Consider the following 14,349-nt stretch of genomic DNA (forward strand, 5'->3'; position numbering starts at 1 on the left):
GATTGATGGGCAACCTAATTGAAAGTCGATTTACCCCACTGCCATTACAGTGACACTAAAAGTAAGCCTAAGATTTATATTTAAAAACATGTAGCACCAAATTCCATCGAATTGCCGCAAGACGTAACAACAAGATAGTCAGCATAGAGACCACCATAGTCACTTCTAGGGAAACACCAAAGTGCGTTAGCTGAGTATAGATAATCCCACCGATAATGCAGGTAATGGCATATAGCTCGCCTTTTAACAGCATAGGCATCTCATCAGCGAGCACATCTCGGATCACGCCACCAAAGCACCCTGTTAACACACCCATAATAATTACCGTAGTATCCGGCATTGCCAAGCTCATTGCTTTTTGCATGCCCATCACAGCAAAAAATGCCAGTCCGAATGCATCCGCAACCAACAGACGCTGTTTTGGTACTACTTTTTGTCGATTCAGCCACCAAATACATAAAATTACCGCACTAAAAATAGCAATAAAATAGCTACTATCATGGAGCCAAAACACCGGAGTATCTAAAATCACATCCCGCATTGTGCCGCCACCAATGCCGGTTACAGTTGCCAGCACAACCACACCAAAACCATCCATATGCTTACGATGTGCCAACAAAGTACCTGAAATGGCAAAGACCATAACACCCAGTAAATCAAACCAGTGGTATAGTTCAGTCATACGCGCTTATCATCAATAACAGTAAAACCTAAATGGTAACTGACATCATCAATGCGCGCCAAGTATAAAAACCGCTTCACTCAGTAAAGCCTCCATGCGTATCACTCTTATCTTAGCAATCCATTGCCTTGATCGAACATAAAATGGGTCACCCAATTACGGACAGTTTGGCCACCCTCCCGTTCCCATACCATTCGCCCTAAAACCTGTACAATCAATTAAAAATAGGGAAGAGTGATACTCTCAGCAAGCGAGTGCTGCGTTTCAGCTCACGCAGTTACATTAAAAATCACACACTTGGTGATGACCTCACCTCGCTTACTGGCGACAAAATTAGCAGGGGCTTTGGGAATTTTTCTTGCCAAAAAAACAGTTAACGGATTCAAAAAAATAATAAAATTAATACCTTACGAGAAACATGGATGTATAGATTAGATAAATAAAATAATTAATTTTGCATTTAATTCAGCTTGTTAAGCTATCGCATTGCAACAGCCGGAGAGCATATTTCTCCGGCATCAATTTGGTTGTTATTCCTCTGCGCAAAAATACAAAGTAACGGGCTCTGAATAGTTTGGAACATCATCATAGCTGAACACCGCATAATATTTACTGAGCTTTGCATTACCAAAATTATCTAATGTATATGCATCTTTGCCGCCGTATAATTTGACGCCGTCAAATGGTGATCGCGGCGGATGAAAGCGATTGCGCACCACAAAGCAACCGACAAAATCGTCATCTTCAGGATTCTCCCACATGAGCTTCACCACTCCCCCTTCTGTTTGAGCAGAGAGGTTTCGTGGTGCAGACACCGCTTGTTTGCGCCGCGAGATATAGTTAATTTTAAGCTGTGCAGGATGTTGATCCTGACATGCGGTCCAATTAACCAAAGCATTGGTCGCTTGTGATTCGGAGGTTGCACGAATAATAAAGTAAAAAGGCGTATGAGCCTGATGCAAACGCTCTAGCGCCTGTAAACTATAGCTATCAAATATAAAGTGATGCTCTGCACGTTCACGCAACTGTTCATTACTCACTTCATAGCCAATGTACTCTATTTTTTGCCGCTGCTTAACCGCCTGAAAATCGACATCTTGTAGCTCCACCAGTTCAATGGTAAAGCGAACATCCTTGGCACTGGCAATACTGTTACAGCTACGCAGTGTCAAACACGCTTGTGTAAACACGGTTTTTTCGACAGGCAAATCGGCATTTAAAGCAAACGCCATTTGCCCATAAACAATTTCTCCTTGCTCATCAAAACCAGAGGCAAGCCTATCGGCAACAACTGCGTCTCTATAAATGGTATTACAGCGAGTGGGTGCCAAAGTGAGCGGCTGCTCAGGGACCTGATATACCAACTCCAAGTTGGGACGATAATGTAAGCCGCTGCCAAAAGGACCGTAGCCAATGTCAAATTGCATCACTTGAGAGTCATTGCCGATGGGCAATGTTTTAGGGCCTTGCAAGCGTAGCAGCAAACTCTTCTGTGCAATTAACGAGTTTAATAAAGTGCGCTCTACTCCATTGAGCTGCCACTTCATCCAGATCCCTTGCGTCATCTTATCTGACTCAAAGGTTTGGCCTAACGTGTGCAGCGGCTTGGCTTCACTGACAGCTTGATAATCATAGATGTCTGCAATCTCATTTGGGTCAATAATGGCCACTGACCACTCGCCATATTGCTCAATTTTCGCGGCAACTCGGTTCATTGGATAAAGCGAAAACTCAGCGCGTTCAATATCAGCGCCAACGGGGAGACTGCTTAAATCAAACTGTACTACGCCAAGACTCACTCCTCGTTTCTTATCAACCCCAATAAACATTGAGTTATAGCCAAAGTGCTCTTTATTTTTAGACAAATAATGTTCGCTCAAATACCCGACATACTCTTTTGCGGGAAATAGCGTTCGTGCACTTTGATGTCGCGCTAAATGCGTTTTTAGCCTAAGCTCTGGGCTAAATGGTGATTTAATTTTGGTGACTTTATCCACTGCGCGAATATTATAAAAATAGCTTTGCCCACTGCGCAGCTGTGAGTCTCTAAACGATAAAGACTTGGTAATGGCGATTAGGCTTTCTTCACCACAGGGACTTTTATTACTTTCGCTGCGATATAACTCAAAATAAATATCGTCTCTATTTTCATATTGCCACTCAAGCTCAACCCCCTCGTGATCAACCGCCTTAATCGTAAAATCAGCAACACGGTCAGGGGCAAGGGGGGAGTAATTTATCGCTTCACTCAACGCGTGCACAATCGCCGGAATATTTTCCGCAACGCTTTCTGACATATTCTTCATATAATCGGGAATATTCCTCGTCCCCACCTCAACCACAGTGGCAATGATCCCCTTACGGTAATAATACTCGCGACCACTGCCATGAATTAACTGAGCTGGCGGCTTACCGCGATGGATCCCATATTGTCTGCCCGTGACTTTTTTGATCTCATGATTCATGTTGGCACACAAAATATTAAGATCGGCTCCTTCGATTTCTACTTCATGGTTAAATTTATGCGCAGGGAAAAACACATTCCCCTGTGAGTGATAATCTAGTGCGATGCGAATATTGTCATGCTGTTCAACAAAATCTCGGATCGCACAGGTTTCAGGCTCTGAAAAAGCATGCGGGCCGCCATAGGTATTTGAGCCGGTGTTTTGATTACGCATAAATTTGGCATCAAAATTACGATTCAAGTCGACACCATAAGTGCCATCGCCATTATTGCGACGATTCTTTCGCCAAAATGAAAAATGATTTCGCGAATATTCAAAGCCATCTGGATTTAAGCAAGGCACCATATACAAGGTATTGCGGGTTAGCGCTGTTTGCAATTTTGGGTTAAAGCGATAGTTTTCAGTAATATAGTGAATAAATTTAAGTGCCAATTCATTTCCTATCCACTCTCTGGCATGAATAGAGCCGGTATACAACAACGCAGGCTTATCATCCGCATAGGTCACATCTAAAGACACCGTTACCAACATGATCGGTCGTCCCTCCCATGTTTTGCCAATGCTTTGAAGGCGAATTAAATGTGGGTGTTCACTCATTGCATTTTGCAAGGCGTCGATGGTGTCTTGATAGGAGGCATATTGAATTTTCATAGCACAGATTTACTCTTAGGGCGGAAAAAGACGGCGGCAATGCCCCCGTCACTAGAAAGATCTCTTTGGTTCAATTAGATTTGGCCTGCATGGTTTTGCCAATGCTCGACTATCTTCTCTAATTTTTTATCTTTGAGGTTTTTCACCACGCACAGCTTTTGAGGGTCGGTATTGAGCGCTTCAACGACACCATGTGCACCAAAAGTCGTCATAATGTCATCAACCATCTTTTCACCTACACCACGCACCTGACTCAACAGTGCCCTCACTTGGACTTCATCAAACTGGGGCGCGTCATAGTTATTGAGGTCTTCGGCTAACTCATCACTGGCAGGTATTGGTTGCATGGCTTTGGCGGCAACAGTGTGAGCGCCAAGCACAAAGTTATCTTGCAGATTCCAAATTTCACTTGGCCACTCTTCTCCAAGCTTGAAATTTGTATCTAAAATAGGAAAATTTTGCTCATCAAGTTGCTGGAACACCTCACCACAGTCTTGGCTTGGCGTGTACTGAGAAAAACCGATATGACGCATGGTACGCAGTAGACGAGAATCTATTTTGCCGAGTTCTTCCCAATTGTATAGCGGGATGTTCGGCTTTCTGAAATAACCACTAGAGAGCAGCCACATCAAGTATTGACCGATCCAATCTCGGATATAAGGAAATGCTGCAAAGGCCGTTGCACATTCTAAAATGCGCAATTTGCCATCTTTACCCAATGCAATATCACATGCCCAATATTCCGCATTGGCCGCTTTAGAGGCGGCCGTTGCCAGCTTCAATACTGATTTGGGCACAGCTTGATAGTCCATACTCCCGCCTTGGCTCGTGTTCGTTAACCATTCACCTTCGGGAGGCCTGCGCCAAAACGCACATACCGGTTTATGGCCAATCAGCATCACGCGAATATCCGCCTCCATTGGCACAAAGTCTTGAATGTAGAGTGGGTAATACTTTTTCTCACTCAGCAGAGCCTGTGCCTCCTCTGCACTATCTACTTTATGGACAAAATACCCGCCATAATTCGAAGGGCCATATGAGCGCTTAATAATTTTAGGATACTGTGCATTTGCCAAATATTGCTGTGCCCTTTCAGGAATGTAGAATATTTCTGTATGCGGCGCAGGCAGCTTATATTTACGGCAAAAGTGGGTGACGTTTTCTTTAGATTTATTCGAAAACTGGCTGTCCAGTGAAGGTAAAAACCTAACCTCAGGTAAAGCGCGCGCGATCTCTCTGAATGTTTCATAGGCCGTTGCCGGAATATTACCGATCAATACCTCTATTTTTTTACGCTTCACTTCAGCAATAAAACGTGCTTTATCGTTACCCCAATGATAAACCACGGTTTCAATTTTATCGGGCCAGCCTTTAAAATTAGACTTATCAAAAAAGCGCAGTACATAGTCCAAATAGAGCAAGCCAATTTTGGGTAATTGTGTTTTGTTTTGCATGAGATTAGGCCACCTTGGCAGATTGAAATGAAGTTTTATTGACCACAGTTTTTTCAATCAAACCCACCATAGCTTGGATTTTAGCTTGATTAAATGTCAGTCCTAGTTGCTCTTGCTCTGGGGTGGCAAAAGCAGGAATTGTATTGACCTCTAACACCACGTACTGTTCTTTTTCTCGGTCATAAATGAGATCAACCCCCGCTATCTCAAGCCCCAACGCTTTAGTTGCCTTTATTGCGAGCTCCACCACCTCATCATTGGCTTCACGCACAAATACACTGCCGCCACTGGTGACATTGGTTTTCCAATCATCTTTTGGGGCTTTTCTGCCATAACAACCGACAAACTGACCATCAACAATATCGACGCGATAATCTGTATTGTCGTAATTAATGAAGCGCTCTACATAGAAGTAGCGTAAATCTGTACGACTCAAAAATGGCATGATCATATCCAGTGCTTGCTCACCTTCAATTTTTACAATGCCGACACCACCCCAGCCATCAGTGGGTTTATATACGAGCTTACCGCCAAAATCTTGTAACGCAGCACGTAAACCGTCCATGTCATTTTTGTGGCATAAGCGGTAATCAGGCGTACATATCCCATGACTATTGAGCAAGTGCGAGGTGCGAAACTTATCTTCAGCCAGTGCAAAAGCGCGATAGTTATTCAACGTTGGAATGGTTTCGTTGAGCGTTTCGTATAAATAAAGTTGATATTGTGTTTGCTGGCCCGCGTTGTAACTTAAAAAAGCATCTAACTGCTCCATTGCCACACCGTTACACTCAATCCCACCGTCTCGCGCTCTGGCATCACGCAGATTTAGACCTGTACTCGCTAAGATCCCACGCTCGGCTAATGCGTGAACCAACTGTTGTTCAATTTCTTTTCCCCCGCCATTTTCGTACATCCAAATCCCGACATGCGGCGCCCGCGATACGGCTGTCATAAAGTATCTCCTTGGTTTAAAAATAGGTGCATAAACAGAGCCTTGCCTTACTAGTTAAGACCATCTGTATGACAAATTTTTGATCCTTTTACTGAACTGAAAACTGTTCATAAAAGCTTCACCGAACTGCAACCGAAAAACGCCACGATGAGCCAAACCTTCACAGGGAGAAGATTAGGATGAATCTGGACTATGCAGAATTAGCAGACTTAATACGCTGCAACTCGCACAGTAAAAATAAAGTTGGTGTGGATAACCACGGTGAGCAAATGATTGCGCTGATAGAACCTCTGGGCTTTTCACTCACTCGCTACCAACGAGAACACATTGGCGATCACTTACTGTTTCGCTCACCTCGAGGCGCAGGTAAACGCATATTATTACTCGGCCATCTCGATACGGTTTTCCCCAAAAACACCTTCACCGAGTTTTCAGAAGACGAATATTACGTCTATGGCCCAGGTGTCTGTGACATGAAAGGAGGAAATTGGGTTGCACTGAACGCACTAAGGCGCCTTAAACAGCAATATGGGCAACTCGCAAATATAGATTGGCTACTGGTGAGCGATGAAGAGATTGGCAGCGATGATAGCCAATCATTAACCACAAAAATTGCCAAGCAATATGATGCGTGCTTCGTCTTTGAAGCTGCTGGGAAAGAACATGAACTCGTTGTCGCACGAAAAGGCATCGCGACCTACCATATCACCGTGACAGGTAAACCGGCCCATGCCGGTAATCACTATAGAGATGGTATTGACGCCAACTTTGCCATGGCCAACATGTTATTAGAGATGAGCTCACTCACGGACCTTAAAGCAGGTAGCACTGTGAACGTAGGCAAGGTACAAGGCGGCATAGGTGCCAATACCATATCGGGCAAAGCGACAATGCAAGTTGAAGCACGTTTTACCAATCATGCCGAACAACAAAGACTGCTAGAAGGCATTGAAAACATTTGTATGGCCATAGAGATCACTGGCGTAGAAGTGGAGATACAAGGCGGCTTGCAACGCGGCGTGATGGCACCGACACAGGCGCAACAAGCGCTACTTGAGGAAATTAACGACATTTTAGGAGAAGCTCAACCTATCGAGCATCGTGGCGGCGTCTCTGATGCTAATACGGCCTCAGCCACAGGCACGCCAACATTAGATGGCTTTGGCCCCTACGGAGATGGCGACCATACGCGTAACGAACGCGCGCTCAAATCCAGTTTTGAGCTACGCATCGAGCAGGTAACCGCCATATTATCTGAGCTATGCTACAGAGCAAGCATCGCGGCACCCGCCGCACATCAAGCGTAACCTAATGTCAGCGCTGGCACTTAGTACAGTAGACTGTGCTGCGCTGACCTAGCCTGATCTCTTGTAAAATGCTCTCGCATTGCACGCACGGCTCGCCTTTACGACCATAGACCAGCAATTCTTGTGCAAAATAGCCCGGTTTACCGTCGCTCTGGGCAAAATCTTTTAACGTTGTGCCGCCTTGCTCAATTGCAGCGGCCAGCGTTTCTTTAATAATTGGTGTCAGCTTTTGATACCGTGCCAAAGAAATTTTACCAGCTTCACGTTTTGGGTGGATCCCCGCTTTGAACAAAGACTCATTGGCGTAAATATTGCCGACACCAACCACCACATGGTTATCCATAATGAACTGCTTCACTGCGACTTTTTTACCACGACTGGCTTGGTATAAATGATTCGCATCAAAAAGGTCGGTTAAAGGCTCTGGGCCTAATTTAGCAAAGCAACTGTGCTGCTGATCCGGCTCCTGCCATAAAAATGCACCAAACCGACGCGGATCATTGAGTCGCAACACGAGCCCATTATCAAAAAGTATCTCAACATGATCATGTTTTTTTAAAGGCTCGCTTTGTTCAACAACCCGCAAGTTGCCTGACATGCCCAAATGCAAAATGCCAGTCCCAGCCTCACTTTCTAATAGTAAATACTTGGCTCTGCGTTTAACAGCCAAAATGGCAGTATGCGCTAACTGGGCAACTTCTTCAGGCACGGGCCAACGCAAGCGACCATTGTGGATACGAACATCTTCAACCGTTCGCCCCTTGATATGAGGCTCAATACCTAAACGGCTAACTTCAACTTCTGGTAATTCTGGCATAACTAAATTTCTATTGGTTTAAATAATTGTTTGGCGGTATCCGCGCTGAGCTCTAGCCACTGCTGCTGGCGTTTAGCAAACAGGAAATAGACTTCTTGCGTTCGATATAATTGATAACTCAGCGGCAACTCCTCCCCCGCTAACCAAAAAGTCGCCACCGAAATAGCTGAGTCTGGATTAAACTGCTGTGGTGCGACCGTTTGTAATTCAAGGCTTTGCCACTGCTGAACTATATGCACAAGTTCCTGCTCTGTGTATTCGTCTTGCGCGGGGTCAATCAGTTTATTATCAATACGCCACGTTGTGCCAATACGCTCAATTTTGACGCCGGGGTAAGCCATTGCCAATACAAAGCTTTGTTCAGGTAAGACCATAACCCTTTCAAATTCAGCTTGTTGTGGGTTGAGTTTATGATGAAGCCCATTAAGAAAAAAGATCATAATCAACATGGAAAAAATCACCACATTATTCCAAGCTTTGCGACTTAACCCCATACTGGTCCCATTGATACTTACAAGAAGATTAATTAGATCATAATACTATACATTGCCAAGAAGCCGAGCTGTACTTTAATTCACTGGCCTATTTTAATTTCACAATCGCAGCTTAGACTATTTTCTAGGTCCAAAACCAGTCTGACACTGTATTAATGTGATTAATTTTTGCTAAAATAAGCGACAAAATTTTTTAGGAGTCCGTCAATGGCAATGTATGTAGTGGGTCATAAAATCCCTGATTCTGATTCAATTTGTGGTGCAATTGCACTGTCTTACCTTAAAAACCAAATTGGTGAAGAAGCAATTCCTACTCGTTTAGGTGATGTATCACCAGAAACACAGTTTATTTTAGATCGCTTTGGCTTCGAAGCCCCAGAGCTTAAATTAAGCTATGCAGGTGAAGAAGTGTATATCGTTGATCACACTGAAAAAACGCAAGCACCTGATGACATTGACGAAGCAACCGTTGTCGGCGTTGTTGATCACCATAAACTAGGTGATTTAACCACTTCTACACCACTTGAGTGTTGGATCCGTCCAGTTGGCTGTAGTAACACCATCATCAAAATGATGTATGACTTTTACGGTGTTGAAATTCCTAAAGACATCGCAGGCCTGATGTTAGGCGCGATTTTATCTGATACGGTTATTTTCAAATCACCGACATGTACCACAGCAGATATCAAATGTGTTGAAGTACTGGCAGAGATTGCTGGTATCGAAGATTTCAAAGCATTTGGCATGGAAATGTTCAAAGTGAAATCAGCGGTTGAAGGCACGCCTGCTCGCGACCTTGTAATGCGTGACTTTAAAGACTTTAACATGAACGGCAACCTAGTTGGTATCGGTCAGCTAGAAGTCATCGACCTGTCTGTATTTGACGAAATCAAAGCAGACCTAGAAGCAGATATCGCAAAGCTAAAAGAAGAAGGTGGTCGCCACTCAGTACTACTACTTCTTACTGATATCATGAAAGAAGGCTCGCAAATGCTGATTGCATCAAACGATGAAGGCATTATCGAAAAAGCCTATGGTCAAGCGCCTGAGCAAAGCCGCGTTTGGCTTGATGGTGTACTAAGCCGTAAAAAGCAAGTAGTACCACCTCTTCAGGATGCATTTGCTTAATCGCAAATTAGTAATAAAAAACCGAAGCTTATGCTTCGGTTTTTTATTATCGTACTCTCGCAAAACCCAGGCACTGCTTATTTGATCACTCACTTTTCTTTGTCAGCCCAGCCATCGTCTCAATTGCCAAAGTTAACCACGCCATACACCTAACTTAACGATGTGCAAATCCCCTAGACTGGATACAATAAAATACCCCAAATACAAACGCCTAGTGAAATACCTGTTGAAAGCAATGCTAAGAAATGAAAAGTGCTATCTTACCCGTTCTCAGAAAACATCCATTGACAAAAAAAAGCCAATTAAATTAACATCAATTAACACTTCAAAGAAATGAAGTGCACTCACAATGAGTATTTTGTTTAGTAAATAAAAAGGAATTATTTATGCAAAAAACGTTTTTTTATTGCGTGTCATTGATAATCACGCTTCTTTTTTCCCTTTCAGCCAACGCTTGGCAGGTTGGTGGCACATATTTCAGATCAGGTGGCAGTGAAGTCAAAGTTGATCACACATCATTTGGCAATCGCATTGATTCATTAAAGTTTGATATTACCTGCTACTCCAGCCAATGTGATCACAACCCTGACATCAATACAATCATGTATGACTTTGTCAGTGCCGTTAAAAATGATCGTCTATACACATATAGAGCATACACGCCACCACCTGGGGGATGTACCGAGCAAGACTGTAGGCAGCCAGAAATGGTTGATTTAGATGACGAGTATAGTGTGCAAAGTGCCGGTATGGTAGCTCTTCGATCTATAATTTTAGTAGGGTTTATTACAGGCATAGCGGAAGAAGCTGGCTCCAGTGCGGTTTCTGCCATCACAGATACTCTGATGGATAAATCAAAAAACTCAAATTCTCTGTCTACTTATATGATTACAGCTAAAGTAATTGGCGGACAAAGAAAACCTATATCCATGTGTAAAGTAAGTACAGGCGGTACTTGTGATATAGAAGAAGACGTCGTATTTACACATAAAAGCGGCGACCGCGTCGACTCAAGTTTTAGACTAAGAGATCATTCAGATTCAGATCTACAAAGACAATTACACATCATGAGGTCGTTTACCAGCTTCAAAATGAGATGCCGTACCTCTATCACCGGCTCTGGACAATGGCGAGTTGCCAATTTGGTTTGCTACCCAGAGTAAGGGGCAGTTTAGATATATAAAATAAAGTTATTGCTTGTGAAAACCAGTTATCTTTATTTTAAATAAAAAACCGAAGCTTATGCTTCGGTTTTTTATTATCCTACTCTCGCAAAACCCACACACTGCTTATTTAATCACTGACTTTTCTTTGTCAGCCCAGCCATCATTTCAATTGCCAAAGGTAAACACGCCAAACGCCAAACACCTAACTTAGCAACATGCAACCCCGAAACTGGATACAATAAAATAACCCAAATACAAACGCCTAGTGAAATACCCTTAAAAGTACCGTTCAAACAAAGACAGCACCGCATTATTCGTTTCCAAAAACATGACATTGACAAAAAAACGGCAATTTTTTAACATGCCGTGACACTTCAATGAAACGAAGTGTTTTCACAATGAGTATTTTGTTTAATAAATAAAAAGGAATTATTTATGCAAAAAATATTTGTCTATTATGTGTCAGTTATCATGACGCTTCTTTTATCACTCTCCGCCAGTGCATGGCAAGAGGGTGGCACATATTTCAGGTCAGGTGGAAGTGAAATCAAAGTTGATCACACATCATTTGGCAATCGCGTTACATCATTAAAGTTCGATATTACCTGTTATTCCAACCAGTGTAATCGGAACCCTGAAATATACCCTATCATGTATGACTTTGTCAGTGCAGTGATACATGATCGCCTATACACATATAGTGCATACACGACATCACCTGAGGGGTGTACCGAGCAAGCCTGTAGTCAGCCGGAAGTGGGGGATTTAGACGACCGGTATAGCCCGCAAAATGCCGGCATAGCCGAAGAGGCTGATTCCAGTGCGGTTTCTGCCATCACAGATACTCTGATGGATAAATCAAAAAACTCAAATTCTCTGGATACTTATATGATTACGGCTAAAGTAATTGGCGGACAAAGAAAACCTATATCCATGTGCAAAGTCGATGAATATGGTATTTGCAACATAGAAGAAGACGTTATATTCGTACATAAAGCCGGCGACCACGTCGATGCCAGTTTTAAATTGAGAAACTCTTCAGCGCCAGATCTTGTAAGACATTTACATATCTTACAGTCTTTTGAAAGCTTCAATTATAGTTGCGCCACAACGTATCCCGATTCAGAAAAAAGACAAGTTGCCAATATGGTGTGCCATCCAGAAAAAAGTAATATTTGAGCGTACTATAGCAAGACAATTACCTGAATGTGTCAGTGCACTTATATTCTATAGAATATAAACCGAAGCGTGTGCTTCGGTTTATATATTCATCATACCCACGCATTTATACCTACTGGGCTTAATGTAAAATTAAAACCGCATCAATCACCGTGTCGGGATGTTCAAAGAAAAGTTGATGGCTGGTATTCTGTAAAGGGTAATAATGACCGCCAGTGTCATTAGCCAGAGACTGGCTCCAAAAACTCCCCTCTTCTTGCCATTTTATCAAAGCAGGTCTGTCGCCCTCTGAAGCAAGCGCTATGTCATGACGCTCAAAGTCACCATCAATGATGCTCACAGGCACACTCAATGCTAGGTTCAAATGACTGACCGTCTCTAAATCATCATGATAGCTCATCATTTCCTTTATACGCGTCACTTGTTTGTCAATATCGGTACGCTGATTTGCCACCAAATCATAATAGATCCAATCCATATCTTCTTGATAAATATCAGGGATAAGTGACTCGATCTCAGCTCGCTCTATGGCCACCCTCTCCATGCTCTTGTCGCTCCAATTACCTGCAGCCACATGCTCTAAGAATATCTCAGGGTATGCTCTAAGCTCTGCAACAGGACCACTCTGATATAGTTGGATTGAATGCGCCATAATGACATCAGGGTCGACCCAAACAACCCCATTGATATCAATATCGGGATTTGGCTCAGCTAAATACATTAAGGTCGTTAAGTTTGCATTCGCAAATGACAGCAGTGTGACTTTTTCTACCTCAAGTACTGCCAATAAATCTGGTAAATCTGCGGCAAAACTAGCCTGTGAAGGTGTATCACTTGAGCTACTCCAAGCACTCCCAAGCTTATCAATTACATGTACTCGACTGTGCTTTGCCAACAAAGGCTGAATTAAAGCTGCCCATGCAGAATCGCTGTGAAAAAATCGATTTGCGCCAGGTAAGATCACGATATCTCCAGCCGCAGTGTCATCACCTAAGCTTCTAACATGATATCTTTTTGAATCAATGGTATATAAAGCCGATCCCGTCATTAGTGGATATTGGCTATGCTCTTTAAAAAAATCTAAGACTGCTTTTGCAGTATCATAGTGTGAAAATGACCATTGATGCTCCGCATCTCGAATAGAGATCAATTTATTCGTCACACCTTGCTCAGACTGATAAACACGTTCGGTGACCGACACATTGTATTGCGCCTCAGTGTAATCTAGATCGAGTCCATTTTGCTCAGCAATGACTTCGATTGCCTCTGGTGCAGATAACAAAGGAAAGTGCTCATCTATGGATCCAGTATAAGGTAATACACTATCGGCAGTGCCTTGCACCAACATGAAATGAGTAGGCTCTGAGATCTGACAAGTACGTCCTAATTGCTCTGACATAGGGGCACCCACACTGACAACAGCCCTGAATATTTCACTGTGCTTGCACAGCATGTTCTGACTAAATAATCCCCCTTGTGAATATCCTACAGCGTAATTCTCCCCTTCGAGTAAATTATATTCACGATGCATTTTTTCCACTAACTGAACAACAAAGTTAACATCCTTTGCCCCTAATCGAGATGCGATATTACAGCCACATCCTTCGTCCCATTCAACTTCCTGAGATTTTGGGTAAACAACAATGTATTCATCACTCAATGTTTCTAATTGAGTCATTGACTGCATACCCTGCTCACTTTGACCCGAACCATGAAAGGCAAGTAGTAACTTATATGCTCGAGCGGGATCAATGCCCCCTTGAGGAAAAGCGACAATATAATGTTGACCAGACAAAGAAAATCGCATGGATGATTGGTCAGTGGCTGGGGCCTCAGTATTCTTTATGGGGCTTGTTTTAGCCCCTTCACTCTGACCGCCACTACACGCTTGTAGCAAGAAAATAATTAAAAAAAGACCTAGTTGTACTCTCATAATCACAGCTCCAATTTTCGTTGCCTTGAATATAATGAAGCTGATACATTGAAGTCATAACCTGAGTAAGAATAAGTTAAGAGCTTTTTCTTACTAAAAAAATACCTATAAAAATCAATAA

Annotated in this window: 11 protein-coding genes; 4 read left to right on the plus strand and 7 right to left on the minus strand. The window is 42.9% G+C overall.

The window, feature by feature from the left end:
* Window positions 1–67: 67 nt before the first annotated feature.
* From L1077_RS16650 to L1077_RS16665, 4 genes are all read right to left on the minus strand, one after another.
* Complete coding sequence (locus L1077_RS16650) at window positions 68–682, minus strand: trimeric intracellular cation channel family protein (RefSeq protein ID WP_063361343.1); 615 nt, start codon at window positions 680–682, stop codon at window positions 68–70.
* A 530-nt stretch (window positions 683–1,212) separates the two neighbouring features.
* Complete coding sequence (locus L1077_RS16655) at window positions 1,213–3,798, minus strand: M14 family zinc carboxypeptidase (protein WP_237138088.1); 2,586 nt, start codon at window positions 3,796–3,798, stop codon at window positions 1,213–1,215.
* 74 nt (window positions 3,799–3,872) lie between these two features.
* Window positions 3,873–5,252: an ATP-grasp domain-containing protein gene (locus L1077_RS16660; RefSeq protein WP_237138089.1), complete on the minus strand. Its 1,380-nt coding sequence runs from the start codon at window positions 5,250–5,252 to the stop codon at window positions 3,873–3,875.
* 4 nt (window positions 5,253–5,256) lie between these two features.
* Window positions 5,257–6,204: an ATP-grasp domain-containing protein gene (locus L1077_RS16665; protein ID WP_237138090.1), complete on the minus strand. Its 948-nt coding sequence runs from the start codon at window positions 6,202–6,204 to the stop codon at window positions 5,257–5,259.
* Between the two features lie 179 nt (window positions 6,205–6,383).
* Between L1077_RS16665 and L1077_RS16670 the strand changes: the two genes are divergently transcribed.
* Window positions 6,384–7,511, plus strand: coding sequence for a M20 family metallopeptidase (locus tag L1077_RS16670; protein WP_237138091.1), 1,128 nt, complete (start codon window positions 6,384–6,386; stop codon window positions 7,509–7,511).
* 7 nt (window positions 7,512–7,518) lie between these two features.
* On the opposite strand, the gene mutM is transcribed toward L1077_RS16670, so the two are convergent.
* Window positions 7,519–8,328, minus strand: coding sequence for a bifunctional DNA-formamidopyrimidine glycosylase/DNA-(apurinic or apyrimidinic site) lyase (mutM, locus tag L1077_RS16675; protein ID WP_237138092.1), 810 nt, complete (start codon window positions 8,326–8,328; stop codon window positions 7,519–7,521).
* A gap of 2 nt (window positions 8,329–8,330) precedes the next feature.
* Window positions 8,331–8,822, minus strand: a complete 492-nt coding sequence (locus L1077_RS16680) for a hypothetical protein (RefSeq protein ID WP_237138093.1) — start codon at window positions 8,820–8,822, stop codon at window positions 8,331–8,333.
* A gap of 207 nt (window positions 8,823–9,029) precedes the next feature.
* Here L1077_RS16680 and L1077_RS16685 point away from each other — a divergent pair, with 207 nt between their 5' ends.
* The 3 genes from L1077_RS16685 to L1077_RS16695 all read left to right on the plus strand — a co-directional run bounded on the left by L1077_RS16685 (window position 9,030) and on the right by L1077_RS16695 (window position 12,295).
* A complete protein-coding gene (locus L1077_RS16685) occupies window positions 9,030–9,950 on the plus strand; it encodes a manganese-dependent inorganic pyrophosphatase (RefSeq protein WP_237138094.1) in 921 nt (306 codons plus the stop codon).
* 386 nt (window positions 9,951–10,336) lie between these two features.
* Window positions 10,337–11,113 (plus strand): hypothetical protein, encoded by a 777-nt coding sequence (locus tag L1077_RS16690; protein ID WP_237138095.1) that lies wholly within the window; start codon window positions 10,337–10,339, stop codon window positions 11,111–11,113.
* Between the two features lie 438 nt (window positions 11,114–11,551).
* The gene (locus tag L1077_RS16695) at window positions 11,552–12,295 is read left to right on the plus strand and encodes a hypothetical protein (RefSeq protein ID WP_237138096.1); all 744 of its coding nucleotides are present in this window, start codon (window positions 11,552–11,554) and stop codon (window positions 12,293–12,295) included.
* A gap of 121 nt (window positions 12,296–12,416) precedes the next feature.
* Here L1077_RS16695 and L1077_RS16700 read toward each other — a convergent pair whose 3' ends face one another.
* Window positions 12,417–14,228, minus strand: a complete 1,812-nt coding sequence (locus tag L1077_RS16700) for an alpha/beta hydrolase (RefSeq protein WP_237138097.1) — start codon at window positions 14,226–14,228, stop codon at window positions 12,417–12,419.
* Between the last annotated feature and the right edge of the window lie 121 nt (window positions 14,229–14,349).

It is taken from the genome of Pseudoalteromonas luteoviolacea, from assembly GCF_021654285.1.
GTDB lineage: Bacteria > Pseudomonadota > Gammaproteobacteria > Enterobacterales > Alteromonadaceae > Pseudoalteromonas > Pseudoalteromonas luteoviolacea_J.

What these genes read in the sequence shown, in the direction of transcription:
- L1077_RS16650 (WP_063361343.1), bottom strand. Translation starts at nt 682, where the DNA reads ATGACTGAACTATACCACTGGTTTGATTTACTGGGTGTTATGGTCTTT.
- L1077_RS16655 (WP_237138088.1), bottom strand. Translation starts at nt 3,798, where the DNA reads ATGAAAATTCAATATGCCTCCTATCAAGACACCATCGACGCCTTGCAA.
- L1077_RS16660 (WP_237138089.1), bottom strand. Translation starts at nt 5,252, where the DNA reads ATGCAAAACAAAACACAATTACCCAAAATTGGCTTGCTCTATTTGGAC.
- L1077_RS16665 (WP_237138090.1), bottom strand. Translation starts at nt 6,204, where the DNA reads ATGACAGCCGTATCGCGGGCGCCGCATGTCGGGATTTGGATGTACGAA.
- L1077_RS16670 (WP_237138091.1), top strand. Translation starts at nt 6,384, where the DNA reads ATGAATCTGGACTATGCAGAATTAGCAGACTTAATACGCTGCAACTCG.
- mutM (WP_237138092.1), bottom strand. Translation starts at nt 8,328, where the DNA reads ATGCCAGAATTACCAGAAGTTGAAGTTAGCCGTTTAGGTATTGAGCCT.
- L1077_RS16680 (WP_237138093.1), bottom strand. Translation starts at nt 8,822, where the DNA reads ATGGGGTTAAGTCGCAAAGCTTGGAATAATGTGGTGATTTTTTCCATG.
- L1077_RS16685 (WP_237138094.1), top strand. Translation starts at nt 9,030, where the DNA reads ATGGCAATGTATGTAGTGGGTCATAAAATCCCTGATTCTGATTCAATT.
- L1077_RS16690 (WP_237138095.1), top strand. Translation starts at nt 10,337, where the DNA reads ATGCAAAAAACGTTTTTTTATTGCGTGTCATTGATAATCACGCTTCTT.
- L1077_RS16695 (WP_237138096.1), top strand. Translation starts at nt 11,552, where the DNA reads ATGCAAAAAATATTTGTCTATTATGTGTCAGTTATCATGACGCTTCTT.
- L1077_RS16700 (WP_237138097.1), bottom strand. Translation starts at nt 14,228, where the DNA reads ATGAGAGTACAACTAGGTCTTTTTTTAATTATTTTCTTGCTACAAGCG.